Annotated in this window: 22 protein-coding genes and 1 pseudogene; 8 read left to right on the top strand and 15 right to left on the bottom strand. The window is 38.3% G+C overall.

What is annotated here, in order from left to right:
- The gene (gene murJ, locus H4J69_RS15400) at nucleotides 1-1,590 is read right to left on the bottom strand and encodes a murein biosynthesis integral membrane protein MurJ (RefSeq protein ID WP_182231051.1); all 1,590 of its coding nucleotides are present in this window, start codon (nucleotides 1,588-1,590) and stop codon (nucleotides 1-3) included.
- Nucleotides 1,591-1,900: 310 nt separating this feature from the next.
- Here murJ and rpsT point away from each other — a divergent pair, with 310 nt between their 5' ends.
- The 3 genes from rpsT (at nucleotide 1,901) to H4J69_RS15385 (ending at nucleotide 4,632) form a co-directional block, all read left to right on the top strand.
- Complete coding sequence (rpsT, locus tag H4J69_RS15395) at nucleotides 1,901-2,161, top strand: 30S ribosomal protein S20 (RefSeq protein ID WP_070374488.1); 261 nt, start codon at nucleotides 1,901-1,903, stop codon at nucleotides 2,159-2,161.
- A 192-nt stretch (nucleotides 2,162-2,353) separates the two neighbouring features.
- Nucleotides 2,354-4,006 (top strand): dipeptidyl-peptidase 3 family protein, encoded by a 1,653-nt coding sequence (locus tag H4J69_RS15390; RefSeq protein ID WP_182216962.1) that lies wholly within the window; start codon nucleotides 2,354-2,356, stop codon nucleotides 4,004-4,006.
- A 131-nt stretch (nucleotides 4,007-4,137) separates the two neighbouring features.
- Nucleotides 4,138-4,632 carry a peroxiredoxin gene (locus H4J69_RS15385; protein ID WP_182216960.1) on the top strand — a complete coding sequence of 165 codons (495 nt, stop codon included), beginning with the start codon at nucleotides 4,138-4,140 and terminating at the stop codon, nucleotides 4,630-4,632.
- Nucleotides 4,633-4,699: 67 nt separating this feature from the next.
- Here the strand turns inward: H4J69_RS15385 and dinB are convergent, their stop codons facing one another.
- Nucleotides 4,700-5,761 carry a DNA polymerase IV gene (gene dinB / locus H4J69_RS15380; RefSeq protein ID WP_182244760.1) on the bottom strand — a complete coding sequence of 354 codons (1,062 nt, stop codon included), beginning with the start codon at nucleotides 5,759-5,761 and terminating at the stop codon, nucleotides 4,700-4,702.
- Between the two features lie 237 nt (nucleotides 5,762-5,998).
- Between dinB and H4J69_RS15375 the strand changes: the two genes are divergently transcribed.
- Entirely contained in the window at nucleotides 5,999-7,129 is a 1,131-nt protein-coding gene (locus H4J69_RS15375) for a HupE/UreJ family protein (RefSeq protein ID WP_182244759.1), read from the top strand.
- A gap of 121 nt (nucleotides 7,130-7,250) precedes the next feature.
- Here H4J69_RS15375 and metH read toward each other — a convergent pair whose 3' ends face one another.
- The 3 genes from metH to recA all read right to left on the bottom strand — a co-directional run bounded on the left by metH (nucleotide 7,251) and on the right by recA (nucleotide 13,453).
- The gene (metH, locus tag H4J69_RS15370; protein ID WP_182244758.1) at nucleotides 7,251-10,949 is read right to left on the bottom strand and encodes a methionine synthase; all 3,699 of its coding nucleotides are present in this window, start codon (nucleotides 10,947-10,949) and stop codon (nucleotides 7,251-7,253) included.
- 59 nt (nucleotides 10,950-11,008) lie between these two features.
- Nucleotides 11,009-11,956, bottom strand: coding sequence for a homoserine O-succinyltransferase (gene metA, locus H4J69_RS15365; RefSeq protein WP_182216953.1), 948 nt, complete (start codon nucleotides 11,954-11,956; stop codon nucleotides 11,009-11,011).
- Between the two features lie 459 nt (nucleotides 11,957-12,415).
- Nucleotides 12,416-13,453, bottom strand: coding sequence for a recombinase RecA (recA, locus tag H4J69_RS15360; protein WP_182216951.1), 1,038 nt, complete (start codon nucleotides 13,451-13,453; stop codon nucleotides 12,416-12,418).
- Between the two features lie 337 nt (nucleotides 13,454-13,790).
- Here recA and mutS point away from each other — a divergent pair, with 337 nt between their 5' ends.
- Nucleotides 13,791-16,370, top strand: coding sequence for a DNA mismatch repair protein MutS (gene mutS, locus H4J69_RS15355; protein ID WP_182216988.1), 2,580 nt, complete (start codon nucleotides 13,791-13,793; stop codon nucleotides 16,368-16,370).
- A 64-nt stretch (nucleotides 16,371-16,434) separates the two neighbouring features.
- Here mutS and rpoS read toward each other — a convergent pair whose 3' ends face one another.
- The 10 genes from rpoS to H4J69_RS15305 all read right to left on the bottom strand — a co-directional run bounded on the left by rpoS (nucleotide 16,435) and on the right by H4J69_RS15305 (nucleotide 23,873).
- Complete coding sequence (gene rpoS, locus H4J69_RS15350; RefSeq protein ID WP_182216949.1) at nucleotides 16,435-17,358, bottom strand: RNA polymerase sigma factor RpoS; 924 nt, start codon at nucleotides 17,356-17,358, stop codon at nucleotides 16,435-16,437.
- A gap of 86 nt (nucleotides 17,359-17,444) precedes the next feature.
- Nucleotides 17,445-18,305, bottom strand: a complete 861-nt coding sequence (locus tag H4J69_RS15345; protein ID WP_220465347.1) for a peptidoglycan DD-metalloendopeptidase family protein — start codon at nucleotides 18,303-18,305, stop codon at nucleotides 17,445-17,447.
- Nucleotides 18,306-18,334: 29 nt separating this feature from the next.
- Nucleotides 18,335-18,913: a YqaA family protein gene (locus tag H4J69_RS15340; protein ID WP_182216947.1), complete on the bottom strand. Its 579-nt coding sequence runs from the start codon at nucleotides 18,911-18,913 to the stop codon at nucleotides 18,335-18,337.
- 142 nt (nucleotides 18,914-19,055) lie between these two features.
- Nucleotides 19,056-19,718: a protein-L-isoaspartate(D-aspartate) O-methyltransferase gene (locus H4J69_RS15335; protein WP_070374500.1), complete on the bottom strand. Its 663-nt coding sequence runs from the start codon at nucleotides 19,716-19,718 to the stop codon at nucleotides 19,056-19,058.
- 77 nt (nucleotides 19,719-19,795) lie between these two features.
- Nucleotides 19,796-20,542: a 5'/3'-nucleotidase SurE gene (gene surE / locus H4J69_RS15330; RefSeq protein WP_182244757.1), complete on the bottom strand. Its 747-nt coding sequence runs from the start codon at nucleotides 20,540-20,542 to the stop codon at nucleotides 19,796-19,798.
- A complete protein-coding gene (gene truD / locus H4J69_RS15325; RefSeq protein ID WP_182244756.1) occupies nucleotides 20,542-21,576 on the bottom strand; it encodes a tRNA pseudouridine(13) synthase TruD in 1,035 nt (344 codons plus the stop codon). The genes surE and truD overlap by 1 nt, the downstream gene beginning before the upstream one ends.
- Nucleotide 21,577: 1 nt before the next feature.
- Nucleotides 21,578-22,078 carry a 2-C-methyl-D-erythritol 2,4-cyclodiphosphate synthase gene (gene ispF / locus H4J69_RS15320; protein ID WP_070374503.1) on the bottom strand — a complete coding sequence of 167 codons (501 nt, stop codon included), beginning with the start codon at nucleotides 22,076-22,078 and terminating at the stop codon, nucleotides 21,578-21,580.
- Nucleotides 22,075-22,833, bottom strand: a complete 759-nt coding sequence (gene ispD / locus H4J69_RS15315; RefSeq protein ID WP_182216940.1) for a 2-C-methyl-D-erythritol 4-phosphate cytidylyltransferase — start codon at nucleotides 22,831-22,833, stop codon at nucleotides 22,075-22,077. The genes ispF and ispD overlap by 4 nt, the downstream gene beginning before the upstream one ends.
- Nucleotides 22,834-22,840: 7 nt before the next feature.
- Nucleotides 22,841-23,143 (bottom strand): cell division protein FtsB, encoded by a 303-nt coding sequence (gene ftsB, locus H4J69_RS15310; protein ID WP_070374505.1) that lies wholly within the window; start codon nucleotides 23,141-23,143, stop codon nucleotides 22,841-22,843.
- A 112-nt stretch (nucleotides 23,144-23,255) separates the two neighbouring features.
- Complete coding sequence (locus H4J69_RS15305; RefSeq protein ID WP_182216938.1) at nucleotides 23,256-23,873, bottom strand: hypothetical protein; 618 nt, start codon at nucleotides 23,871-23,873, stop codon at nucleotides 23,256-23,258.
- A gap of 215 nt (nucleotides 23,874-24,088) precedes the next feature.
- Here H4J69_RS15305 and H4J69_RS15300 point away from each other — a divergent pair, with 215 nt between their 5' ends.
- From H4J69_RS15300 to H4J69_RS15290, 3 genes and pseudogenes are all read left to right on the top strand, one after another.
- Nucleotides 24,089-24,982: a mechanosensitive ion channel family protein gene (locus tag H4J69_RS15300; RefSeq protein WP_182222725.1), complete on the top strand. Its 894-nt coding sequence runs from the start codon at nucleotides 24,089-24,091 to the stop codon at nucleotides 24,980-24,982.
- Between the two features lie 274 nt (nucleotides 24,983-25,256).
- Nucleotides 25,257-26,507, top strand: coding sequence for an EAL and HDOD domain-containing protein (locus H4J69_RS15295; protein WP_220467892.1), 1,251 nt, complete (start codon nucleotides 25,257-25,259; stop codon nucleotides 26,505-26,507).
- Between the two features lie 122 nt (nucleotides 26,508-26,629).
- Nucleotides 26,630-26,998, top strand: a pseudogene (locus H4J69_RS15290) (transposase); the annotation flags it as partial.

The raw sequence follows: 26,998 nt of genomic DNA, 5'->3' as shown, positions 1-26,998 counted from the left end.
TTATTTTTCAGTTACTTTAACTTTGAAATCTTTCACTCGAATTCCCAGTGCAGCAATAGAAATAAAATAACTGAGCATACCTAAAGTAATGCAAATAAGTAATTGTTGAATTTGCAAGGTGGTTTCCATCGCTAACCAAACTTTAAACGGGGGTGATAACGTAAAAACAACCACTGCCATTATCCCTGCAGAAAAGATAAGCCGCGCAAAAAACCACCACGTTGTTTTAGACAATGCAAAGATATTATTACTTTTTAAACCATGGTAAAGCATTAACGCATTGAGTGTTGCCGACATAGCTGTCGCGATGGCCAAACCTACATAACCAAAAAAAGGTGCCAACATCAGATTGAAAATCATATTGGCTGCCATCGCTTTAATACCTATTTTTACGGGGGTTTTGGTATCTTGGCGTGCGTAATAAGCCGGCGCTAATATTTTAATAAACATAAAGCTGATTAAACCCGAAAGGTAAGCAAATAAGGCATAAGAGACTTGTAAAACAGTTTCTTGAGAAAACTCACCACGCATAAATAAAATCATAATAATCGGCTGAGCTAATACCATTAACCCTGCAAGTGCGGGCCAGCCAAATAAAGAAACAATTTTTAAGCCCCAAGTAATCGTCTCACTAAACTCTTCTTTGTCTTGCTTAGTATGCAATTTAGCTAAACTGGGCAAAATAACGGTAGCTATACCAATACCAAATAACCCTAAGGGAAATTCTAATAAACGGTCGGCGTAATAAAGCCAACTAATCGAGCCAGTGACTAAGATACTGGCTATTAGGGTATCAAGCAGTAAATTAATTTGCGTAACGGAAACGCCAAACAAAGCAGGAACAATAAGTTTACGGATTTTTTTTACACCTTTCGCGTGCCAAGCCCATTTTGGTTTAACAAAGACACCGGCTTTAATTAAAAAAGGTATTTGAAATAAGAACTGAGCTAAGCCCCCTAAAAATACGCCCCAAGCTAATGCAAAAGCAGGATTGTCGAATAAGGGTGACAAGTAGATTGCACAGCCAATAATGCAAACATTAAGTAAAACGGGTGTAAAAGAAGAAACAGCAAATCGACCAAAAGTATTTAAAATCGCGCCGGCAAGTGCGGTAAAGCTGACAAACCATAAATAGGGGAAGGTAATTTTTAGTAGTGATGAGGCTAACTCAAACTGTTGGGCTTTGGGACCATCGTTAAGCCAATCTACAAACCAACCAAAACCAAATAAAATCACAAATAACGGCGAGGCTATCATGCCAATAAGCGTTACTATGGTAACAATTACACCTAAGGTGCCTGAAACTTGAGCGATTAATTTACGTGTTTCACCTTCTTTCAAACTCAGCCCATCGGCCTCATCTTTGGTATGATATTCACTCAACACGGGGACAAAAGCTTGTGCAAAAGCACCTTCGGCAAATAATCGACGTAGAAAATTGGGAATTTTATTGGCAAAGAAAAAAACATCAGACGCTAAACCTGCACCAATAATGTTCGCAATAACAACATCTCGAACCAAGCCGAGCACACGAGAAATCAAGGTCATAAAACTCACTATAAGACCTGATTTTATTAACTTTTTACTCAATGCATAGCTCCAATAAATCGATATAAATCATCATATTCCAAGATGTAATTTTTCATTAATATTATGCAGCTTTTTACCTGTGATAAACAAGTAAATGCAAAGAAGTTTTTAATCTATTTTAAATCCTGTAAATAACAGGTAAAATAGCGTCATTATTTAGTAACCAATAATGATAATTATTATATAATGGTAAATTCATCGTTATTAAGTAAATTAAACCGGTAAAAGGTTTGACAATCGAGCTAAAAAAAGGCATATTTCCTCGCCTTAAATTTAGGCTATATATACAATCATATTTTAGGAGTTCACCTTGGCTAATTCAAAGCAGGCGAAGAAACGCGCGGTTCAATCAGAAAAACGCCGTCAACATAATGCAAGTCGTCGTTCAATGATGCGCACTCTATTCAAAAAAGTACTCGCTGCAATTGAAGCTGGTGACAAAGACACAGCATCTAAAGAATTTGCTGCTGCACAACCGATCTTAGATCGTTTTGCAAGCAAAGGTCTTATTCACAAAAATAAAGCTGCTCGTAGTAAGAGTCGTTTAAACGCTGCTATTAAAGCGCTTTAATTTTTGTTATTGAATTAAAAAACCAGCTTATGCTGGTTTTTTTTTGCCTATTATTTAATTTTTTACCCCGCCAATAAAACAAACTCACTAAAACCTGATCCCATCCCATAGATTAAGACCTTGCGCATCCTGCCATTTTTGGTAATCTCTTTGCGTTATATATACATATTCAAAAAATACGTGAGAATAAAAATGAGACTAACAAAACTCGCTACTGGCCTTTTGCTTGCCACTAGCCTATTAAGCGCTTGTAGTGAAAATAATAAACAACCACGTTCAGCGCCTACTTTATTAGCAGAAGCCAAAAGTCGTTTAGACATATATAAGCCAGTAACACTTAGTGCTGATTTGAGCCACTTGTCTGAAAACCAGAAAAAAATGATCGTATTGCTTATTGAAGCTTCAGATATTATTGATGAACTTTTCTGGCAACAGGCTTTTGGTGAAGACAAAGCAAGCTTCCTTGCTAGTATTGATGATGAAAAGGTCCGTGAATTTGCCCGTATCAATTATGGTCCTTGGGATAGATTAGATGGCGATAAACCTTTCCTTTCTGGATATCAAGCAAAAGCGGCTGGCGCAGAGTTTTACCCTAATGACTTAACCAAAGCTGAATTTGAGCAAGCAGACTTTGCTGACAAGAGTGGCTTGTATTCGGTAGTTAAGCGTACCAGCGATGGCCAATTAACGTCAGTGGCTTTTTCTGAGCTTTATAGCGATAGCATTAATCGTATTGCGGCTATATTAGAAAAAGCATCAAGCTTTGCTGATGATAAAGAATTTGCAAATTACTTAAATTTACGTGCGACAGCAATCCGTCATGATGACTTTCAAGCGTCTGATTTTGCTTGGATGGATATGAAAAACAATCCTATTGATGTCGTTATTGGCCCAATAGAAACCTACGAAGATCAGCTTTATGGTTACCGCGCTGCTTTTGAATCTTATGTGCTGATTAAAGATTTAGCCTGGAGTGAAAAGCTCGCTAAATATGCTGAATATTTACCCGAATTACAAAAAGACTTACCCGTTAAAAAAGCTTATAAAAAAGAAGTACCCGGCTCTGATGCAGACTTAAACGCATATGACGTCATTTATTATGCAGGTCATTCTAATGCCGGTAGTAAAACCATTGCGATTAATCTCCCCAATGACGAAAAAGTACAGTTAGAGAAAGGTACGCGCCGCTTACAACTTAAAAATGCGATGCAAGCCAAGTTCGATAATATTATGTTACCCATTGCTAGTACCTTAATCGTTGCTGAGCAACGTGAAAATGTAACATTCAATGCCTTCTTTGCTAATACGATGTTTCATGAGGTTGCCCATGGTTTGGGTATCAAAAATACCATTAATGATAAGGGCACAGTACGCCAATCATTAAAAGAGCATGCTTCGGCACTAGAAGAAGGTAAAGCCGATATCCTTGGGCTTTATATGATCCGCCAGTTACTCATTAAAGGCGCCATTGAAGAAGGTACATTGCAAGATTATTACACAACCTTCTTAGCGGGAATTTTCCGTTCAGTGCGCTTTGGCGCAACATCTGCTCACGGTAAAGCCAACATGGTACGGTTTAATTACTTTGCTGAGCAAGGGGCGTTTACCCGTAACTCGCAAGGGTTATACTCTGTCAACATTGATAAGATGACTGCCGCTATTGATTCGTTGTCTGAGCTTATTTTAACCTTACAAGGTAATGGTGATTATGAAGGTGTGGCTGCACTTGTTGCAAAAAGCGGTGTCATTAAAGCCGATTTAGCAGAAGACTTAGCGCGTATTGAAGCGGCTAATATTCCTGTTGATATTACCTTTAAGCAAGGTAAAAAAGTGTTAGGTTTATAACACTTTTAAATGAAGTGTCAAAAAGCCTATCAATACGATAGGCTTTTTTGTTAATAAAAAGCTCGAAATAATTTCGCCGTAATCAAGGTCTCCTAAAGTAGTTAGTCATATAAATAAAAGTAGGTTGTTTCATGAAAGCATTTTTATCAATTATTATAATATTCGTTAGCATATTGTCGTTCAACGTTAACGCCAATGACAATAAAGCCAACCAAGCCCCAGACTGGACACTAAAAACCCAAGCCGGTAAAAGCATTTCATTAGCAGACTATCAGGGCAAGCCGGTGATTTTGCATTTTTGGGCAACATGGTGTCCCTATTGTAAAAAATTGCAGCCTAAATTAGTCGAGCTAACTGAAAAGTATAAAAATACCGGCATTGAGATTGTTGCTATTAGTTTTAGTGAAGATGAAGGAGCAAAACCACAAGACTCGATTACTCAACGAGGTTATCAATTTATTACCGGTGTTGAAGGTGAAAAAGTTGCTAAGTTATATGGCGTAAAAGGTACACCAACGACATTTTTTATCAATAGAAGTGGACAAGTTGTTTTCAAATCTACTAGCTCAAATATTAACGATCCAAAATTAGAATTGGCGGTTAAAGAAATCATTAAACCCGCATAAGCACAGTAATAGGCACAGTAATAAAAACTAAAATACCGGTACTGACATCATATCAAGTCAGTACCGGTTATAAACTAAAACAAAGCTGCTGTGTTTCTTTGTTATTATGCTCAGCAAAACCTAGCGTTAATCCTATTAAACGTATTCCCCTAGATTGACTACGCAACAGTGCTTTTAACAGTAATTGTTTAAAGGTGTTTTCATCACAGTGGCTGCTTTGCTGCTCAACTGTTGTTTGGGTAAAGTCATTAAACTTAAGTTTAATCCCTTGCTTACTAATAACCATATGTTGATGTTTTTCTAATCTCACTAAAAGCTTCTCATATAAAAGCTCAACGGCACTTTCACACTCTTTTTCACAAGACAAGTCTTGAGAAAAAGTGGTTTCTATCGCTAATGATTTTCTAACTCTGTCGGTTTCTAATTGGCGATGATCAATACCAAAACTTCGTTGATACAATGCAGGGGCAAACTTGCCGACAATAGGTGTTAATACGGCGACAGAACTTGCTCGTATATCTGCACATGACGAGAAGCCGTAACCCAATAATTTTTGTGCTGTTTTTGGGCCAATACCCGGAATTTTTTTCAGTGGTAATTTTTCAACGAAACCACTCACGTCTGCGGGCGTAACAACACATTGACCATTAGGTTTATTTTCATCACTGGCAATTTTAGCAATAAATTTATTAGGAGCAACACCTGCCGAGGCGGTTAGATTGAGTTCATTAAAAATATCACGACGTATTTGCTCCGCAATAAGCGTCGCACTGCCGTTAAACTCTTTGTTATGGGTAACATCAAGAAAGGCTTCATCAAGCGACAATGGTTCAATCAACTGAGTGTAACGTTGAAATATCGCCCTTATTTGTGCAGAAACTTCTTGGTAAACAGCCATTCTGCCTGAAACAATAACTAGCTCAGGGCAAAGTTGCATCGCCTTAATTGCTGGCATTGCCGAGCGAACACCAAATTTTCTTGCTTGGTAATTACACGTACACAAGACGCTTCGGGGCCCTGTACCGCCGACCGCAAGTGGCACATTACGTAAAGACTCATTGTCACGCATTTCAACAGCGGCATAGAAACAGTCCATATCTATATGTATTATTTTTCGGCTTTGAGTCATGTTTTAGTCATGTCTTAATTATAGTAATCATGTTTATCAAAAGTCCCTTATTTCGTTGTGAAAAAATAAAGCATATTTTCGCTATGGGCAACTCAACCTAGACTGTATACAAACACAGTATAAACTTTTAAGTTAATAGTTCAATACTGAAATAATAATTTGACCACTGTTAATTTCATGCTAAATACGTTAATTTGTCGCTTTATTTTTTATCAATGACTAGCTGATATTACTTTTATGATTACGCGCCTTTTACAAACAACTTTTGCCCTATTACTACTTTTATCACCTGCACTAGTGAATGCTCACACCAATGAAGCTAACCAAGCAGAGCTAAAATTACTTGTAGACAATAACTACCAACTTAGTATCGATATTGATGTTTTGCATGTTATTAAAAGTCATCAAAAATCATCAGTAGATGAGGCAGATTTAATTAATCATCTAAAAAACCTCTCTTTAATTGAAATAAAGCAATTACTCTCAAAAATATTGCAAATAATAAATCAACAAAGCGCTTTTATTATTGATGAAGAAAGTGTGCTTGTTGCCCCTTTTTCAGGGCTAACGGTATTTGAATTAAAAGCAAGACTTCGCGCTGACTCACCGACTAAAACCATTAAGCTATTGTCGCAGGGTCAATTGCCACAAAAAAGTAACAACGCAGCCTTGATATTTTCGCCCATCTTAGGGGATGTCTTATTAACAGTCAGCCGTTCAGAGAAATCTTTAGTGCTATCCGGCCAGAACAGCCATCACTTTTCTATTGATGATATCAAGGGTGGTGTACGTAAACTTTCAACAGCCGAAATTAAGCTGCTTAATATTGTTGAGTATATCTATCAGGGCTTTGTACATATTCTGCCGCAAGGGCTTGATCATATTCTATTTGTGCTCGCGCTATTTTTATTAGCCACTAAGACATCGACACTGCTCTGGCAGGTAAGTGCCTTTACTCTTGCCCATACCATTACGCTAGCTTTGGGTATCTTTGGTATTATCAACCTACCTAGCAGCATTGTAGAGCCGCTTATTGCCTTATCAATTGCTTACGTGGCTATTGAGAATATTTTTTATCACAAACTAACAAAGTGGCGCTTACCCATTATCTTTGCTTTTGGTTTACTGCACGGTTTAGGGTTTGCAGCAGTACTTGTTGAACTGGGCTTACCCAAGAGTGAGTATGTCAGTAGCTTAATTTCATTTAATATTGGCGTTGAGTTGGGGCAAATAACGGTCGTTGCCTTAGCTTTATTAGCGACGCGCTGGTTTGCTAAAAAACCTCAATATAGACAATACGTGGTGATACCGTTAAGTGCGCTTATCGCCGTTATCGCTATTTATTGGTTTATCGAAAGAACCTTTTAATACACAACACAGGTCATCTCGTCGTTTAACATTGAGTAGTCAAATGAACAACGGCCTTAAACCTACTTTACAGAGATTTAAGGCCGTTGCCGTATAAACTAAATGATAATGGCTCTATTAATTACTCAGGTTCATAATCCAAGTTAGCTGACAGCCAACGCTCTGCTTGTGGCAATGTCATCCCTTTGCGAGTCGCATAATTAATCACTTGGTCTTTAGCGACTTTAGCGACCGCAAAGTATTTTGATTCTGGGTGAGCAAAGTACCAACCACTAACCGCGGCGCCAGGCCACATGGCAAAACTTGAGGTGAGCTCCATGCCGATGTTTTCTTCAACATTGAGTAGTTCCCACAACAAACCTTTTTCGGTATGTTCTGGACAGGCAGGATAACCCGGCGCAGGTCTAATACCTTGATATTTTTCACGAATTAAATCGTCATTAGCAAGCGACTCTTGTGGGGCATATCCCCAGTATTCTTTGCGAATTTTTTCATGGAGATATTCAGCACTCGCTTCTGCTAATCGGTCGGCAACAGCTTTAACTAAAATACTATTGTAGTCATCATGTTGAGCGGCGAACTCCTTCACTAGCTCGTCGCAACCATAACCTGCAGATACCGCGAAAGCACCAACATAATCTTTAATACCCGACGTTTTATCCGCGATATAATCAGCCAAACAACGGTTAAACTGCCCTGCTGGTTTTTTACTTTGTTGACGCAATTGATGCAATTTCATCAATTGCTTATCTCGGTTTTCATCTGCAAATAATATTAAATCATCTTTTTGACGATGAGCTGGAAACAGACCAAAAACCGCTTTTGCGGTTAACTTTTTACTGTTAATAATATCGTCTAATAAAGCATTAGCATCATTAAATAGATTAGTTGCTTCTTCGCCGACCACTTCGTGTCGTAAAATAAGCGGATATTTGCCTGATAACTGCCAAGTCATGAAAAATGGCGTCCAATCGATGTAGTTTCGAATGACATTTAAATCAAGATCATCAAGTACCGTAACACCAAGTTTATTGGGTATTTTAGGGGTATAGTTTTCAAAACTTATCGGCGCAGCATTGGCGCGTGCATCTTCTAATGATATTAAGCTTGAACGTGGTCCTTTTTTATAATGACGCTCTCGCACCCGCGCATATTCATCATCTTGACGCGCTAAAAATGCCGCACGTTTCTCACTATCATCTGAAAGTAAGGTACTAACGACTGAAACTGAACGTGACGCATTAGGCACATATATAACCGGATGTTGATATTGTTGCTCTATTTTAACGGCAGTATGAGCTTTTGATGTTGTCGCGCCACCAATAAGTAACGGCAAGTCAAAATTAAGACGTTTCATTTCTTTAGCAACATGCACCATTTCATCAAGTGACGGTGTTATCAAACCTGACAATCCAATCACATCGACCTTTTCGGCTTTCGCCACGCGTAAGATGTCATCACAAGAAACCATGACACCTAAATCAATAATTTCGTAGTTGTTACACTGTAAGACAACACCGACTATATTTTTACCAATATCGTGGACATCACCCTTTACTGTTGCCAGTAAGATTTTGCCGTTTGATTTTATTTCAGTTTTTTCAGCTTCAATGAATGGATTTAAATGAGCAACAGCTTGTTTCATCACTCGGGCTGATTTTACCACTTGTGGCAGAAACATTTCGCCAGCACCAAATAAATCACCAACGGTATTCATACCATCCATTAATGGTCCTTCAATAACATCAAGAGGTCGTTCAGCCACTAGCCTTGCTGCTTCAGTATCTTCGACAATAAATTCATTAATGCCTTTAACCAAAGAGTATTCTAAACGCTCTTTAATCGGTAGCTCACGCCAGGTTAAATCAGCCTTATTGTTTTTGCTCCCCGCTTGCCCACGATAAGACTCAGCCACATCAAGTAAGCGTTCTGTTGCATCGTCATCGCTATTTTGTATAACATCTTCAACAGCAAGGCGGAGATCGTCAGGAATATCTGAATAAATAGCTAACTGACCTGCATTTACAATGCCCATGTCCATACCATTTTTTATTGCGTGGTATAAAAACACCGCATGAATCGCTTCACGTACTGGGTTATTACCACGAAATGAAAATGATACGTTAGAAACACCGCCCGAAATCATCGCATGAGGCAGGTTTTCTTTTATATCGGCAACCGCTTCAATAAAATCTACCGCATAGTTATTATGCTCTTCGATACCGGTTGCTACCGCAAAAATATTGGGATCAAAGATAATGTCTTCTGCAGGAAAGCCTATTTCATTGACTAAAATTTCATAAGCACGTTTACATATTTCATACTTACGTACCCGTGTGTCTGCTTGACCTTGTTCGTCGAAGGCCATAACAATAACAGCCGCACCATAACGGCGTAATAGTTCAGCTTGTTTACGGAAGTTTTCTTCGCCCTCTTTCAAGCTGATTGAGTTAACAACCCCCTTGCCCTGAATACATTTCAAGCCTTCTTCTAAAATATCCCATTTAGAAGAATCAAGCATAATAGGCACTTTCGCGATATCTGGCTCACCAGCAATTAAATTCAAATAACGGATCATCGCCGCTTTTGAATCAAGCATGCCTTCATCCATATTTATATCTATAATTTGCGCGCCATTGGCAACTTGTTGCAGGGCAACAGCGACGGCTTGTTCGTAATTTTCTTCGGTAATTAAGCGCTTAAATACAGCAGAGCCAGTAACATTAGTTCGTTCGCCAACGTTAACAAATAATGAACTTTCCTCTATGGTTAACGCTTCAAGCCCGGACAAACGACAAGCAATTTTCCTGGCGCTAATTTCCCTAGGTTTTACATTGGCAACCGCATCCGCCATACCTTTTATATGCGCTGGCGTTGTACCACAACAGCCACCAATAATGTTAAGGAATCCCGATTCAGCCCACTCATTGACATGAACATTCATATCTTCGACGCTGAAATCGTATTCACCAAAGGCATTAGGCAAACCTGCATTAGGATGAGCTGAAACAGCAAAGTCTGATATTCGACTCAATTCTGCCACATATTGTCTTAGTTCAACCGGACCTAATGCACAGTTCAAACCAAATGAAATAGGTTTTGCGTGGCGCAATGAATTATAAAAAGCTTCGGTGGTTTGTCCTGACAATGTTCTGCCTGATGCATCAGTAATGGTACCCGAGACCATTACAGGTAAACGTAACTGTAATTCATCAAAAACAGTTTCAACCGCAAAAATAGCCGCTTTAGCATTTAAGGTATCAAAGATAGTCTCAATAAGAATAATATCTGAGCCACCTTCAATCAGTGCTTTCGTTGATTCTATGTAGGCATCTTTTAATTGATCAAAAGTCACATTTCGATAAGCAGGATCGTTAACATCGGGTGAAATAGAACATGTTCTGTTCGTTGGCCCTAAAACGCCGGCAACAAACCTTGGTTTATCAGGGTTTTTAGCGGTGAATTCATCCGCTGCTGCACGGGCTATTTGTGCCGCCGCTAAATTGATTGCCGCACTGTACGACTGCATATCGTAATCTGCCATCGCAATCGTGGTGGCATTAAAAGTATTCGTTTCAATAATATCAGCACCCGCTTCAAGGTATTCATAGTGAATAGCTTTAATTACCTCGGGTTGTGTAAGCACTAACATATCATTATTGCCTTTGACATCAAGATGCCAATCAGCAAACTGTTCACCTCGGTAATCTTGTTCTTCAAATTTATAGGCTTGGATCATCGTCCCCATAGCACCATCTAAAATAAGAATTCTTTTTTGTATTTGTTGCTCAAGACGACTAAATGATGCTGATTTTTTCATACGATTTCTCTACTTTTACTTTCAAACTTAATTTAATGACTAGATATATCCGACACTGTTTATATTTCTGCGTCTGGGTGTATTGCTTTAATATTTGTTGCATCTAGCTTGTACGGTGTGATCTGATAAACATAATAGTTTAACCAATTAGTAAATAATAAACTGGCATGACTACGCCATGAACTGTGTGGCACTTTTGTTATGTCATCATCAATATAATAATTATTGGGCATAACTGCATTAACATCAGCCTTAAGATCACGTTGAAACTCTTCATCTAGCGTGGTTGAGTCATATTCTGGATGTCCGGTTAAATAGACTTGTTGTTTATTTTTGCTCGCGACCACATAAACGCCTGCTTGTGGAGATTCAGCTATAATTTTTAATTCAGGAATTGATAGGTAATCAGACTTATCAATATATCCAAATCGTGAGTGTGGGACATTAAAAAATTCTTCAAAGCCGCGGGTAAGCTGTTCTTTTTGGTCGATGGGGCTATGCTGAAAAACACCAGATAATTTTTCTTTTCTTAAATGTCGTCGCAATCCATAGTGATGATATAGAGCGGCATGAGCAGCCCAACAAGAAAACATTGTTGAGGTGACATTTTCTTCAGCCCAATCAAATATTTCACAAATTTTATCCCAAAAAGTTACTTTCTCGTATTCCATTAACGCCAATGGTGCACCGGTTATAATTAAGCCATCGTATTGAGTATTTTTAATGTCATCAAAGAGGCGGTAAAAATTATCTAAGTGCTCTTTCGGCGTATGTTTCGATTCATTGGCGTGAATACGCACAAAATCGACATTTATTTGTAAAGGTGTATTAGACAATACCCGTAATATTTGAACTTCTGTTTCAATTTTATTAGGCATTAGATTGAGAATAGCGACTTTCATTGGGCGAATTTCTTGACTTGCCGCTCTACGCTCAGACATTACAAAAATATTTTCTTCACCTAAAATAGACAAAGCAGGTAATAAATCTGGAATTTTAATGGGCATAGCGTTTACCTAATCAAATAATGTCAAACAAGCATGAACACTTCGTTCTCTACTTTCATTTATTAACTTATATTCTGGCTACCAATCAACATACAGGTTTCGACTAACTCAAGTACTACGAATGATAACGGATATATAAATATTATCATTTTATGGTACGTGGATTTTTAGCTATGTCAACATCTAAACGTATAGACGTCTATAATGTTTTTTACGTTAATATTATTTGTCATCTATAACCCTAGCGAGTAAATATTGGTGGAACTAGCCTAATAGAGTGCTACGTAGATAAACGGGGGGTATTGGGCAGTAAAGATGCTTAGGTAAAATACTATATAGCACATTAAATAACGATAGCATAAGAGAGCAAAGTCACTAATTAGATATAAAAAAGCCACTGTAAATACAGTGGCTTAATAATTGTTTAAACTTTTATGTTTAATGTGTAATGTGTAATGTTTATTCTACAGCTTCTTCTTCTTTAGCTGGTTTTTCACTTGCTCTTACACTTTTAATTAACAGTAAGTCGCGTAAACGCTTATCAAGTTCTTTTGCCATTTCAGGTTTTTCTGCTAAAGATTTAGCCGCATTTGCTTTACCTTGGCCAATACGATCGCCATTGTAGCTATACCAAGAACCGGCTTTTTCAACCATGTTATGCAAAACGCCTAAATCAATTAATTCACCTAAGCTGTTAATACCTTCGCCATATAAAATCTGAAATTCTGCTTGTTTAAAAGGAGGCGCTATTTTGTTTTTAACCACTTTTACGCGGGTTTCGTTACCAATAATTTCGTCGCCTGCTTTTACAGCACCGATACGTCGAATATCTAAACGAACAGAAGCATAAAACTTAAGTGCATTACCACCCGTTGTGGTTTCAGGAGAACCAAACATTACACCAATTTTCATACGAATTTGGTTAATGAAAATAATCATGGTATTAGATTTTTTCAAGTTACCTGTCAACTTACGCATTGCTTGTGAAAGCATACGGGCTTGTAATCCCATATGAGAGTCACCCATATCGCCTTCAATTTCTGCTTTTGGTGTAAGTGCAGCAACAGAATCGACAACAATAACGTCTATAGCACCTGAACGCGTTAGCATGTCACAAATTTCCAATGCTTGCTCACCGGTATCAGGCTGAGAAACAAGTAATTCGTTAATGTTAACACCTAACTTTTCAGCATAAATAGGGTCAAGTGCATGCTCAGCATCAACAAAGGCACAAACTTTACCGTTACGCTGAGCTTCAGCAATAACTTCAAGCGTTAACGTTGTTTTACCACTTGATTCAGGACCATAAATTTCAACAACACGCCCAAGTGGCAAACCACCCGCACCGAGTGCAACATCAAGCGCCAATGAACCTGTAGAAATGGTTTCAACATCCATGGTGTTATTATCACCAAGCTTCATAATTGAGCCTTTACCAAATTGTCTTTCAATTTGACTTAATGCTGCTGCTAATGCTTTTTCTTTATCGTCTTTCATGTTTGTTCCGCCGATGTTGCTAAGATTTCGTTTTGATGAAGCAAGTATACTGTATGACCGTACAGTATCAAGCTTTTTTACAACTATTTTAATTATATTATCAAAAACAAAACAAGGTGACTTATAAGTTATTGATAAAAAAAAGAATAACAAGCACCGATAACTTTTAACTATTACTCATCAAAAAGTTACTATTTATATTATCACGGTAAAATCCTTGCCTAAACTTTATCGTATTCAGTAAAAATTTTAGTTAAATAAATAGAGTCTAAATTTGCCAGTTATGACATAATTGCCACCTTACTCTTTCATTGAACTTATGAGTTACCGCATAGAAATGACCACAGCAAACTTAGACTTATCCTCACACACCCCTATGATGCGCCAGTACTTAACCATTAAAGCTGAGTTCCCTCATATTTTAATTTTTTATCGCATGGGTGACTTTTACGAGTTATTTTTTGATGATGCGAAAAAAGCATCTGATTTGCTCGATATTTCATTAACCGCTCGCGGCAAGACAGGTGGCAATGCAATACCTATGGCAGGCGTTCCCTATCATGCGGTGGAAAATTATCTAGCAAAATTAGTACAACTGGGTGAATCTGTTGCTATTTGTGAACAAATTGGTGACCCAGCAACCAGTAAAGGCCCTGTTGAACGTAAAGTTGTTAGAGTTATTACCCCAGGTACGGTGAGTGATGAAGCATTATTACTTGATAAGCATGACAATCTAATTGTTGCGGTAAGTGAAGGTAATAATAAGTCATCGCAACGCTTTGGGCTGTCTTATCTTGATATGACCAGTGGTCGCTTTGTACTGACTGAGCCAAATACCATTGAACAGTTACAAGCTGAACTACAGCGTTTATCTCCTGCTGAATTACTCTACAGTGAATCGTTCTCAGTGCCAGGGTTACTAAAAGGCTATCAAGGATTAAGAAGAAGACCTGAATGGGAGTTTGATTTAGACACAGCTACTAATTTACTAAATACACAATTTGGCACTAAAGAACTTTCTGGCTTTGGTGTTGGTGATAAATCATTAGGCTTAATGGCCGCTGGTTGTTTATTTCAATATGTAAAAGAATGTCAACGCAGTGCGCTTCCTCACATTCGAGCCATTATTTGTGAGTCTTCTGCTTCTGGTGTCATTTTAGATGCGGCAACTCGTCGTAATTTAGAACTCACGCAAAACTTACAAGGTGGCTTTGAAAATACCCTAGCATCGGTATTAGATAAGTCAGCGACACCAATGGGTTCTAGATTACTAAAACGTTGGTTACATTTTCCTTTACGTGATTTAAACATATTAACTGCACGTCAAAATGCAATTAGTGAACTATTGTCACAAGATTTAACGACTGAATTATTTAGCCAACTTAAATCTTTTGGTGATATTGAGCGTATTGTTTCTCGCATTGCCTTACGCTCTGCGCGTCCAAGAGATTTTGCTCGTTTACGTAATGCTTTAAATCAATTGCCTGAACTTCAGCAACATTTACAAACTTGTCAGCAAGCACATATCACTGAATTAGCGTCAAAAAGCTTTCCAATACCCGACTTACACGACTTATTACAGCATGCTTTAGTTGAAAACCCACCCGTTCTTATCCGTGATGGTGGCGTTATTGCCAAAGGCTATCATGAAGAACTTGATGTCTTACGTGACTTAAGTGATGGAGCAACTGAATTTCTTGCCCAACTCGAAGCGCGTGAAAAAGAACGTACCGGTATTAGTTCCTTAAAAGTAGGCTATAACAGGGTTCATGGCTTCTTTATTGAAATGAGTCGTACTGCCGCGAACGATGTACCTGATGATTATATTCGCCGACAAACCTTAAAAAATAACGAACGTTTTATTACCAATGAACTAAAGCAACACGAAGAAAAAGTGCTTAGCGCACAGAGTAAGTTTCTCGCCTTAGAAAAACGTTTATATGATGAATTGTTCGATTTAGTGTTACCTGATTTAGAAAAACTGCAATTACTTGCTCAAGCTGTCGCAGAACTAGACGTTTTAAATACCTTTGCAGAACGCGCAGAAAGCCTAAATTATGTTAAACCAAGTCTAAGCCAAAATGACGGTATTGAGATTAAAGCCGGTCGTCATCCTGTCGTTGAGTTAATGACTAGTGAGCCCTTTATTGCTAATCCTGTTACCTTAAATAATGAACGTAAGATGTTGATCATTACGGGTCCTAATATGGGCGGTAAATCAACCTATATGCGTCAAACAGCGCTCATTGTTTTATTGGCTCATATTGGTTGCTATGTCCCTGCTGATGCGGCAAACATTAGTATGGTTGATCGAATATTTACCCGTATTGGCGCTTCTGACGACCTAGCGAGTGGTCGTTCAACCTTTATGGTTGAAATGACAGAAACCGCAAACATTCTCCATAATGCAACAGAAAAAAGTTTAGTGTTACTTGATGAAATAGGCAGAGGAACCAGTACTTATGACGGTTTATCTCTTGCTTGGGCTTGCGCTGAAATGCTGGCGATTAAAACTAAAGCCTTTACTTTATTCGCTAGTCATTATTTTGAGCTAACCCTGTTAGCCGATCAGATACCAAGCTTGGTTAATGTTCATTTAGATGCGGTTGAGCATGGTGATACCATCGTCTTTATGCATACCGTTCAAGAAGGCGCTGCAAGTAAGAGCTTTGGCTTACAGGTTGCACAACTTGCCGGTGTGCCTAAGACCGTTATTCAACGGGCTAAACAACGCTTGGCTGAACTGGAAAGACAACAAGCTCCTTCTGTTATCAATGTCGAACAACAACCCTTTGAGCAACTTTCATTTATTGATAACACTCACCCCGTACTCGAGTCATTGTCATCAATTGATGTAAACGATTTAACCCCCAAACAAGCATTAGATTTATTATTTGAGTTTAAAAGTAAAATGTAGCCCTTAATAATAAGTAAAAAAAACCAGCAATTGCTGGTTTTTTGTTTTATCGAAGCTAAAATATCTACGCTTGAAACAAGGCTTCAATCGATAAGTCTTGTTGACTTAAAATATCACGTAAACGCTTAAGCGCTTCAACTTGAATTTGACGAACACGTTCACGTGTTAAACCAATTTCTACGCCAACATCTTCTAATGTTGCCGCTTCATATCCTAATAAGCCAAAACGACGGGCAAGTACTTCACGTTGCTTAGAGTTAAGTTCGTTTAACCAGTGAATAATATTATTTTTAATGTCAGATGTTTGCAAGCTACCTTCTGGACCACCACTTTTATCATCCGGGATAACATCAAGTAATACTTTATCGTTTTCACCACCGAAGGGTGAATCGACTGAGGTCATACGTTCATTTAGACGCAGCATTTTAGTGACATTAGCGACTGGCACATCAAGCGCTTCAGCAATATCTTCAGCGGTAGGTTCGTGATCAAGCTTTTGTACTAATTCACGCGAAGTGCGTAAATAAATATTGAGTTCTTTAACGACATGGATAGGGAGACGAATAGTGCGTGTTTGATTCATAATGGCACGTTCGATCGTTTGACGTATCCACCATGTTGCATAAGTTGAAAAACGAAATCCTCGTTCGGGATCAAATTTTTCTACTGCGCGGATCAAGCCTAAATTACCTTCTTCAATAAGGTCAAGTAAGGGTAAACCACGATTATTATAACGACGGGAAATTTTAACAACTAAACGCAGATTACTTTCGATCATCCGTTTTCTTGAGGGTTCATCACCTTTAAGGGCAAGGCGAGAAAAGTACACTTCTTCTTCAGCGCTAAGTAATGGAGAAAATCCAATTTCGCTTAAATATAATTGAGTGGCGTCTAAATTCGATGGTACATCTTCTCTATCTTTAGATGATGATCTAGTTGATTCTTTTTTATCTACACTAGTACTTACCAATTCTTTTTCTATACTCATGCTGTATCTCCCAAGATTTAGCAAAGCCAACTATCAATGATTAAATATGCACACTAACTCCAATTTATTATTATTATTATTTGTTGTTATTTAGACAGGTACTTCATAGGGTTTACTGATTTACCACGAAAGCGAACTTCAAAATGAAGCATGACTCTTTCAGCGTCTGTATCACCCATTTTCGCTATAACCTGACCCGCTTTTACCGACTGTTGTTCTTTCACTAAGATACTATCGTTATGAGCATAAGCACTAAGGTAATCATCATTATGTTTAACAATAATTAGCTGACCGTATCCTCGTAAAGCATCTCCGGCATAAACCACCACGCCATCAGCTGTCGATTTAATCGAGTCACCACGTATACCTGCGATGTTTATTCCTTTGTTACCTTGTTTTGCTGTAGAAAAACCTTCAATAACTTTTCCTTGAGCAGGCCACAACCAATTTCTTATTTTTTGAGAAAAACTTGTGCCATTTGCAGAGGTTTTATTGTTTACTTTTTGCCCTCTTACATTTTTACCATACGCCTGCTTTTTATTTGATGCAACAGGTTTTTTTACCCTTGTTGGTATGTTACTTTTCGGCTTTTCATTGCGCGCTATATTACTAGTGGCTTGGCTCGAATTTTTAACTAAAAATAATTTTTGTCCAGGGAATATTTTGTAAGGAGATACCAGATTATTAAAAGTGGCTAAGCTACTAATATCAACATTAGCTCGCCAAGCAATAGAATATAAGGTTTCACCTTTTTTAACGATGTACTCGCGACCTTTTAAGCTATTTTTAACACGCTTACTTAATGGAACTGAGCCTTGAACATCAACAACGGGGGCCGGTTTATGGTTAGAAGAACAACTTACCACAGACAAACTAAGCACTAAAAAAACCACATAAGTGATTTTTTTAGTGCTTAATAGAGCATAATTTTCACGATTTAAAATCAAAAAACCATCCTAGTGTCGTCTGTATTGATTTAACGAAAAACAAAATAGGCCACAATAATAAGCGCAACAATTAGCCAACCCAGTATATCTACCCATTGTCTTATCTTTTGTTCCATGGCGGCCCCTCCCCAGCGAATAATACCGGCAACCAAGAAAAATCGCATTCCACGACCAATTGCTGAAGCAATTAAAAACGGCAGAAAAGCCATATGTAAGAAGCCAGCACTGACTGTGAATAATTTATAAGGGATCGGTGAAAATCCAGCAATAAAGACGACCCAAACACCCCACTGCTGAAACCACAGCACAACGGCGTCAAAAGCGTCTTGCTTACCCATAGCGGTAATTGCCGGTTGTATCCAAGGTTCAAACATATAATAACCGAGTAAATAACCAACAGAGCCTCCCAAAATTGAAGCTATCGTTGTTAATGTGGCGTAAGACCATGCTTTGTGTGGTTTAGCCAGCACCATGGGTGCTAGAAGCACATCAGGGGGAATAGGGAAAAATATAGATTCAGCAAAAGTTAATAGTGCCAACATTCTTGGCGCAAATTTATGTTCAGCAAAACGAAGTGTCCATTCATACATTTTTGAAAAAATTTTCAATTAAATCATACCTTTTTTTCAGATAATAAAGAGTGAGTAATATTGTTTAGTTTATTTATGCAAAGACTGCAATACTCTGCAGCTAATTTAGGGCTATGGCATTAACGTACCGGCACAATTTTTTATATTAAGCGATGAAAAATTAAATTAACGCCCCGGGCACAAGCGGTACAAATTTAACCATTTCAACTTGTTGTTCTTTGTACTCATCGCCATGACGAGTAATAACTTTCAGTATTTGCGTATCTGTGCCAACAGGTATCACTAAGCGCCCACCATCAGCTAACTGTTCCAGTAATGCCTTAGGCACTTCGGTTGGCGCTGCAGTAACAATAATCGCTTGAAAGGGAGACTTACTACTCCATCCTTGCCAGCCATCACCGTGCTTCATTGAGACGTTATTTAAATCTATTGATTGCAAGCGACGTTTCGCCTGCCATTGTAATGCCTTAATACGCTCGACCGAAAAAACTTTAGCGACCAATTGTGTAAGGATGGATGTTTGATAACCAGACCCTGTCCCTATTTCTAGAATGCTGTCAGGGACACCGTCCGCTAATAATAATTCTGACATTTTTGCCACTATATAAGGTTGAGAAATAGTTTGTCCCTGCCCAATAGGCAAAGCCGTATTGTCGTATGCTTTATGCGCTAAGATTTCAGGAACAAAAATATGACGAGGTGATTGAGCAATCGCTTGCAACACCCGCTGATCACGTATCCCTTCTGCGTATAATTTTTGCGCTAATAGCTCGCCGCTACGACGTGATTTACCGCTCACATTGCTCCCTACCCTTACATTCATAACCTGCTCTTTTTATTTTTTTTATTTTAAAATTAACATGTGATTTATCTAAAATTTAGCAATAACTCAACGGTAACTTAAATGATTAAGTCGCCGACCCAACGAGTGATCGATGCCAAACTATCATGGGCGGTCATATCAACAGTTAACGGGGTTATCGATGCATAACCATTGGCAATAGCATGAAAGTCTGTACCTTCGCCACAGTCTTGCTCTTGGCCTAATCGACCGTACCAATATATATCACGTTGCCATGGGTCTTGAGTTTTTTCCATCATTTCTGCTTTATGACGATTACCCAAGCGTGTCACCTTGACACCTTTTAATTCACTAAGCGGAATATCAGGGACATTAATATTGATAATTTGATCGACAGCTAATGGGTGAGATTGTAAACGTTGAATAAATTTTGCCGTAACCACGGCAGCTGTTTGGTAATTTTGTTCACTTTGACCCACCAAGGAAACAGCGATTGCTGGCATTCCCATATGGCGCCCTTCTGTTGCCGCCGCTACCGTACCTGAATATAAAGTATCATCGCCTAGGTTTGCGCCACAGTTAATACCGGCAACAACCAAATCAGGTGTAACCAGCTGACTGATACCAAGATGAACTGAATCGGTTGGCGTGCCGTTTACTGAAATGAAACCATTGTCTAACGTTTGAATGCGTAGCGGGTTCATTAGTGTTAAAGAGTTACTGGCACCACTACAGTTTCTATCGGGTGCGACTACCGTTACCTCAGCCATTTTTACTAATTCGTCGTGTAAAACTTTAATGCCTAAAGCATGAACACCGTCATCGTTACTGAGTAATATTTTCATTAGTTTACCGCTCGCTCTGTCATATCTTGATAACTGATTAATTCACGCAAAATGGTGGTTGCATAACAACCAGAAGGCAAAAAGAAGCTCAATGTTATGGTGTCATCAACCGATTTTATACTGCCTTCAGTTAACGACAACCTAATTCTACGTCGTTCTTGCTTTAAGCCAAATTTAGCTAAACCTTGGCAAAAGTCAGCGTAACCATCGGCAACCTGCTGCTCTAGCTGTTGTGATTCACCTTGCGACATTAATTCGCCAGCGCCCCACAACGCAGCCGTTAGGTCGATATCTTTTTCTTGAAAGCGTTGACGAATGGTTGCGTCAATTTCATCAGCCAAAAATACCGACTGTGTACCGCTTAACATAAAAACATCACCCGTTTGTAAAGATTCAAACTGATTTTTTTCAATACGAGTACTGATTATTTGATTAAATATTTCTGAGCGAGCCGCCGATAAATACAGGCCTCGTTTCTTTTTATCTTTTACTTTCTTACCTTGAAATAACTCCAACGCTCTTTCAAGGTTGCCGCCATTAATACCAAAGCGTTGTTCACCAAAGTAGTTAGGCACACCAAATTGGCTAACCGCAGCCCAGCGGCGTAAGACATCATCGGTATTACTGACATTACGTAACACTAATTCGAAGCGATTACCTGACAACGCACCGATGCGTAATTTTTTGTTATGACGTTGTTGGGAAAGAACTTCAACACCTTCAATGGCTAAGTCACTTAAATCATAAATCGCTTTGCCTGGTAGGTGAATACCGAACCACTGCTCGGTAACAGCAAATCTGTCTTTTAAGCCGGCATAAGATACTAAGCCTTCTTTTACCTTAAAGTATTTAGCCAACTCTCGGGCAACAACCAGCGTATTGGCGCCAGTTTTTCTCAGGTGAATAAATAAATGTTCGCCTTCGCCGCAAGGTTCAAAAGGTAATTTTTCAAAGACCTTAAAATCAGACATTTCACTACGAAGTTGGCCAGTTGCATTCGGTTGGGTATATAAATATTGTAATGAATTGCTCATTTTATTGATTATTCTCTATAACGGCTGCAGAAGATTTTGTCAGTAAGACCACAGCGTGAACAGCCACACCTTCTTTACGACCTGCATAACCTAACTTTTCAGTCGTGGTTGCTTTTACATTAACTTGATCTAGCTCTGCTTGTAAGTCTTCACTTAAGCAAGTACGCATCGCCAATAAATGTGGTGCTATTTTAGGGGCTTGTGCAACGATAGTAATATCGGCATTACCGAGTTGATAGCCTTTTTCAATCATTAAACCGACCACATGCTTTAATAAAATTCGACTATCGATATTTTCATACTGACCATCTGTATCGGGAAAGTGATTACCAATATCGGCTAAGCAAAGCGCACCCAATATTGCGTCACACAAAGCGTGAATAGCAACATCACCATCCGAGTGAGCAATAAAGCCTTGCGGATAATCTATTTCTACACCGGCTAAAACAATAGGGCCTTTGCCACCAAATTTGTGTACATCAAAGCCGTGACCTATTCTCATGGTGTTTCCTGTAATGTTGGTTTTTGTTGCTGTTGTTTTTGCTTAGCTAAGAAAAAAGCGGCTAAAGCGAGATCATCTGGATGAGTAATTTTTATATTTTCACTGCTTGCCGAAACTAACAGACTAGGTAAATTAGCCCGTTCAATTGCTGATGATTCATCAGTGAGTTCAGCTCCCTGATTAAGGCCATTAATAATCGCTGCTTTTAATTCTCGCACGGGAAACATTTGTGGTGTTAGCGCGTGCCATAAATGCTCTCGCGCTACCGTTGATAAAACTTGCTGACCATTTAACGTACTCAAAACCGATCGTTTCATGGTGTCTCGCACCGGTGCAGCTAATAATCCGCCCACTTCTTTTGCTAGGCAACGAGCAATTAACGTTGAAATATCATCATGAGTAACACAAGGTCTCGCGGCATCATGCACTAAGACCCAAGAATGGTGCTCAGGGTCAATCGCTGTTAATCCAGCCAGAACTGAGTCAACTCGTTCTTTGCCACCAATAACCGTTTCAACCTGAGCATTATTGATCAATGAAGTTTGTGGGTAATATTCATCATTTGCACTAAGCGCGATAATGACTTTATTTATCGACGGATGACTTAACAAGCGTTCAATGGTGTGTTCTAAAATCGTTTTATTATCAATAGTTAAATATTGCTTAGGGCAATTTGCCTGCATACGTTTACCTGCACCAGCGGCAGGGACAACAGCAATAAATTGTTGAGTGAGCTCTGTTGGATTAATTAGCATAACGTTATTATTCCGGGTCTATTTGCATGGTGTTTTTTTCAGAGGGTATTAAACGAAAGAATGTTTCGTTTTCTTTTATCATCCCTAACTCATTTCGAGCGCGCTCTTCAATAGCTTCGACGCCTGATTTCAAATCGTCGGTATCAGCATATAATAATTTATTACGTTGTTTGAGCTTGTCATTGTCTGCTACTTGACGTTGAACTTCTTGTTCCAAAGCTAGATAGTCAGGCACACTATTTTTCCCGAACCATAGTCGGTATTGTAATAACATCAAAAAAACCAGTAATAGTACGGTTATAGCGCGCATAAAAACCTAATGTAAAGCCTAAAATTTAGTCAGAGAAGTACCAGTACGGTTGCCATTATAAATGGGTGTTTGCTGGTGTAAACATTATTAACGCATTTATAATTTTTAAAAATTAAATTGCTAACGATTGCTTAAAGTTGCGCCAGTTAATGGCACAAGATAATAACAACTCACGCAAACTCGGTGTTAAAGGGTTTGCTCGATGGGCATTTAACCAACAATGGCCACTACAAGCTGCCGTCATCACTTTCTTATTCGGTTTGAGTAACTGCCCTATTGCCTGGTTTTGTTCAAGCTCGGTTAAAGAGAACCAACCATGAAGATTGGTTCGAAAACGCTGTTGCTCAAGATCAATTCTGTCAATAGAGTCTAATAATATCGTGGAATCTTTGGCAATAGGCACCACTAGGCCATGATGCAACGTTGCCGATAAATACCACTGTTTTACTGACTCGCTGTCTTGACCATTTAATGGCATCTGTACACCTTGTTTAGCTGACCAAGTTGCATTTTGCACATCAAGCTTTAGGGGTGTTTGCACCTGTAACATGGAATTTGCCGTACGCTTGATATAATGAGGCAAGCTTTTTAATCGCCCTTGCATCAATGAGGCTGATAAAAGAGGATCTATACTCAACTGCCCCAACTCTCTTTCATATAGCGCATTACAAAGCTCAGCAAAATCAGCTGATTGATAGTCTCTTTGCCATATTGAGGTTTGTTCATTCATGAATAATTGAGTGCTTTTTAATACGTTACTGGGTAGAATTCAACCTGAAGTTTAAGCATAACCTATTGGGTGAAAAAGATAAAATAAAGCGATAGTCTTTATTTATGGCTATTACCATGCATATTATTAGCTTTATCGCCCTTAACATTAACCAATAGCGCTATGCTGTTAATTGAACTCCACATAATCTAACACCGAAAACTCATGGAAAATATATGTTTGAAAAAGTAGCAAGTGAAAGCCCAGTAGTAGAAAAAACACTCTCTCTAGCGCCAACCGATTTATTACGACAAGAAATAGATCAGGTAAGTTATATTTATAATATCATTGTTGATTTTTTTGCTAATTATACCTTCCAATTAATTGGCGCCTTCATCATTTTCGCGCTCGGTTATATCGTCGCAGGCAAAATATCCAATGTTGTATTGAGACTATGTACAAAACATAAACTTGATATCACCTTAAGTCAGTTTTTGGCCAGTACCACCAAAATGCTTATCGTCATTATGATAACCGTTATCTCGCTAAGTAAATTAGGCATTAGTGTTACGCCATTTATAGCTGCCATTGGTGCCATTTCTCTTGGCGCAGGTTTAGCCTTACAAGGTTTATTAGCTAACTATGCTGCTGGTTTTAATATTATTATTATTCGCCCCTTCGTGGTTGGTGATACCATAACGGTGCGCGGTGTTACCGGCATAGTCAAAGAAGTTCTTCTGGCTTATACCATAATTCATGACCAAGACAGTGTTGCGATCACCATACCGAACAAACATATTGTTGGCGAGATATTACACAATTCTAAACATGACTCATTATTAGAGTTAACTGTGGGTATCGCCTATAAAGAAGACCCATTACAAGTGGTTACTATTTTAGAAAAAACGATAGATGAACTCAATATCGTTGGAGAATCACGCGAACCACAAATTGGTATTAGCGAATTTGCTGACAGCTCTATCAATATTTCGATACGCTTATGGACACCCACGGCTAATTATTATGATGCTAAATTTAAAGCCTACAAAGCAATTTACTTAGCCCTGAAAGAAAACAATATCGAGATCCCATTCCCACAACGCGATGTTCATTTAATCTCACAAGCTTAGTATAATGGTTAGATAAGTCTTACTTTCCAGCATAAATTTAACGCATAAAAAAACCACTCATTGAGTGGTTTTTTTTTCGAGGAAAATTGTAGCTGCGGATAATGTTCGAAACTAGCACTCGTTAAATGATGATTGAGTCTCAATGGAAAATTTTGCCACATTCGAGACATTAAACTGTGCGTGGGTTAAGTTAATTAATATTAGATTTTGTATCGATAGCTCCCGTATAAAGTGAAAGTTTTATTTAGTACTTTTCGCATAAATCAAACTACACTTGTTATTAGTTGTAGGGACTAGTAAGGAGAATGACATCGAAATTTATACAGCTAGACAGCCAATTCTTAATAGGAAAAAAAATGTCGTAGCTTATGAATTATTATTTAGAGATAGCCAAAAAAATTGTTTTCCCACTGACGTTACTCCGGACATCGCCACTGCAAAATTATTAGTTAACAGTTATCTCAGTATCGGCCTTGATGAAATGACAGAAGGGAAACCCGCATTAATCAATTTTCCAATGACCATGCTTACTGACCATTTGGTGAATTTGGCTCCATATAAAAATATTATTATTGAAATACTCGAAACAGCAGAACCAAGTGATGAGAATTTTGACGTTTTGACTAAACTTTTCCATCAAGGATATGCGTTGGCACTCGATGATTTTATTTATAGTACTGCATGGGATCGATTTTTACCCCTTGTTAAGCTGATAAAAATTGACATTATTGAAACACCGCTTTCGTCCATTGCTCATTTGTTACCTCACTTTCGAAAATACAAAATTAAGTTACTCGCAGAAAAAGTAGAAACACATAAAGAATTTTTACAGGCTAAAAAGCTTGGTTTTGAATATTTTCAAGGATATTTTTTTTATAAGCCAGAAATACTCACTGGCGTTGAAATTGAATCATCGCACCCTTTTTTAATGTCAATTTATCATGAGGTGATGAAAGAGGGTTCTAGCTATAAAAAATTAGAAGGTTATTTTGAGCATGACATGGATTTAACCTACAAGTTATTGCGCTTTGTTAACTCTATTTTTTTCGGTCACACCAACGAAGTCAAATCTATCAAGCAAGCGATTGCTTATTTAGGAGAAGTTCAACTACGTAAATTTATATGTCTGATAGTTATGGTAGAACTCAACCCACAAAAACCGACAGTACTTATTCAAAATACTATTCTAAGAGCCCGACTTTGTGAGCAGTTTGCTAAAATAATGGGATTAAAGCAACTCACTGAGTATGCATTTTTAACAGGATTATTTTCTACCATTGATGCGATCCTAGATCGACCAATGGAGAAAGTTTTGTTGTCGATGCCACTTGCCAAAGAGATAAAAATTGCCTTAATCGATCAAACAGGTAGCTTGGCAGAGTGTCTCGCATTTGTCGTTGCTTATACCGAAGGAGACTGGGATACCATTAATATTTTCATTGATCTTTACAATGTAGATCCTGCCAATTTAATATCAACTTGTAATAAGGCCTATCAATGGTTATCAGCCTACAAAACATCATAAAATATTCATTAGAAAACATATGGAAAATAAATCCCCCCCTATTAAGCCACCCACAATAACTTGTTTGTTTTTTCAACAATAAACTACACTTAATTTACCCTCTTATAAGTGTGGTGATTGTTATGCCTAAGCCTCGTTCACAACAAATTAGTTTATCTGATACGCCGTATTATCATATTTGCAGTCAAACCGTTCGAAAAGCCTTTTTATGTGGTGTTGATAAAGAAACCGGTATCAGTTATGAGCACAGGCGTCATTGGATTGAACAACGCATTTTTACATTATCTCAGGTGTTTGCTATTGATATTTGTGCTCACGCTGTCATGAATAATCACTTACATTTAGTCCTTCATGTTGATAGTGAAAAAGCTAACAACTGGACGACGCTAGAGGTACTGTCCCGTTGGCATAAGTTGTTCAAAGGCACCCTATTAACCCGTCAATATCAGCAAGAGCAATCATTAACGACATTCGAAATGGAAATGGTTGAA

The sequence above is a fragment of the Colwellia sp. BRX10-9 genome (assembly GCF_014077405.1).
Classification (GTDB): domain Bacteria; phylum Pseudomonadota; class Gammaproteobacteria; order Enterobacterales; family Alteromonadaceae; genus Colwellia_A.
Note: the sequence above shows the minus strand (reverse complement) of the source record. Positions and strands in the feature narration are given on the sequence as shown.

Excerpts from the sequence above, each read along its gene's own strand:
- dinB (WP_182244760.1), bottom strand. The coding sequence starts at position 5,761 with ATGACTCAAAGCCGAAAAATAATACATATAGATATGGACTGTTTCTAT.
- H4J69_RS15390 (WP_182216962.1), top strand. The coding sequence starts at position 2,354 with ATGAGACTAACAAAACTCGCTACTGGCCTTTTGCTTGCCACTAGCCTA.
- H4J69_RS15385 (WP_182216960.1), top strand. The coding sequence starts at position 4,138 with ATGAAAGCATTTTTATCAATTATTATAATATTCGTTAGCATATTGTCG.
- metH (WP_182244758.1), bottom strand. The coding sequence starts at position 10,949 with ATGAAAAAATCAGCATCATTTAGTCGTCTTGAGCAACAAATACAAAAA.
- H4J69_RS15375 (WP_182244759.1), top strand. The coding sequence starts at position 5,999 with ATGATTACGCGCCTTTTACAAACAACTTTTGCCCTATTACTACTTTTA.
- H4J69_RS15335 (WP_070374500.1), bottom strand. The coding sequence starts at position 19,718 with ATGAATGTAAGGGTAGGGAGCAATGTGAGCGGTAAATCACGTCGTAGC.
- ispF (WP_070374503.1), bottom strand. The coding sequence starts at position 22,078 with ATGAGAATAGGTCACGGCTTTGATGTACACAAATTTGGTGGCAAAGGC.
- mutS (WP_182216988.1), top strand. The coding sequence starts at position 13,791 with ATGACCACAGCAAACTTAGACTTATCCTCACACACCCCTATGATGCGC.
- ispD (WP_182216940.1), bottom strand. The coding sequence starts at position 22,833 with ATGCTAATTAATCCAACAGAGCTCACTCAACAATTTATTGCTGTTGTC.
- H4J69_RS15300 (WP_182222725.1), top strand. The coding sequence starts at position 24,089 with ATGTTTGAAAAAGTAGCAAGTGAAAGCCCAGTAGTAGAAAAAACACTC.
- truD (WP_182244756.1), bottom strand. The coding sequence starts at position 21,576 with ATGAGCAATTCATTACAATATTTATATACCCAACCGAATGCAACTGGC.
- surE (WP_182244757.1), bottom strand. The coding sequence starts at position 20,542 with ATGAAAATATTACTCAGTAACGATGACGGTGTTCATGCTTTAGGCATT.
- ftsB (WP_070374505.1), bottom strand. The coding sequence starts at position 23,143 with ATGCGCGCTATAACCGTACTATTACTGGTTTTTTTGATGTTATTACAA.
- H4J69_RS15305 (WP_182216938.1), bottom strand. The coding sequence starts at position 23,873 with ATGAATGAACAAACCTCAATATGGCAAAGAGACTATCAATCAGCTGAT.
- recA (WP_182216951.1), bottom strand. The coding sequence starts at position 13,453 with ATGAAAGACGATAAAGAAAAAGCATTAGCAGCAGCATTAAGTCAAATT.
- metA (WP_182216953.1), bottom strand. The coding sequence starts at position 11,956 with ATGCCCATTAAAATTCCAGATTTATTACCTGCTTTGTCTATTTTAGGT.
- rpoS (WP_182216949.1), bottom strand. The coding sequence starts at position 17,358 with ATGAGTATAGAAAAAGAATTGGTAAGTACTAGTGTAGATAAAAAAGAA.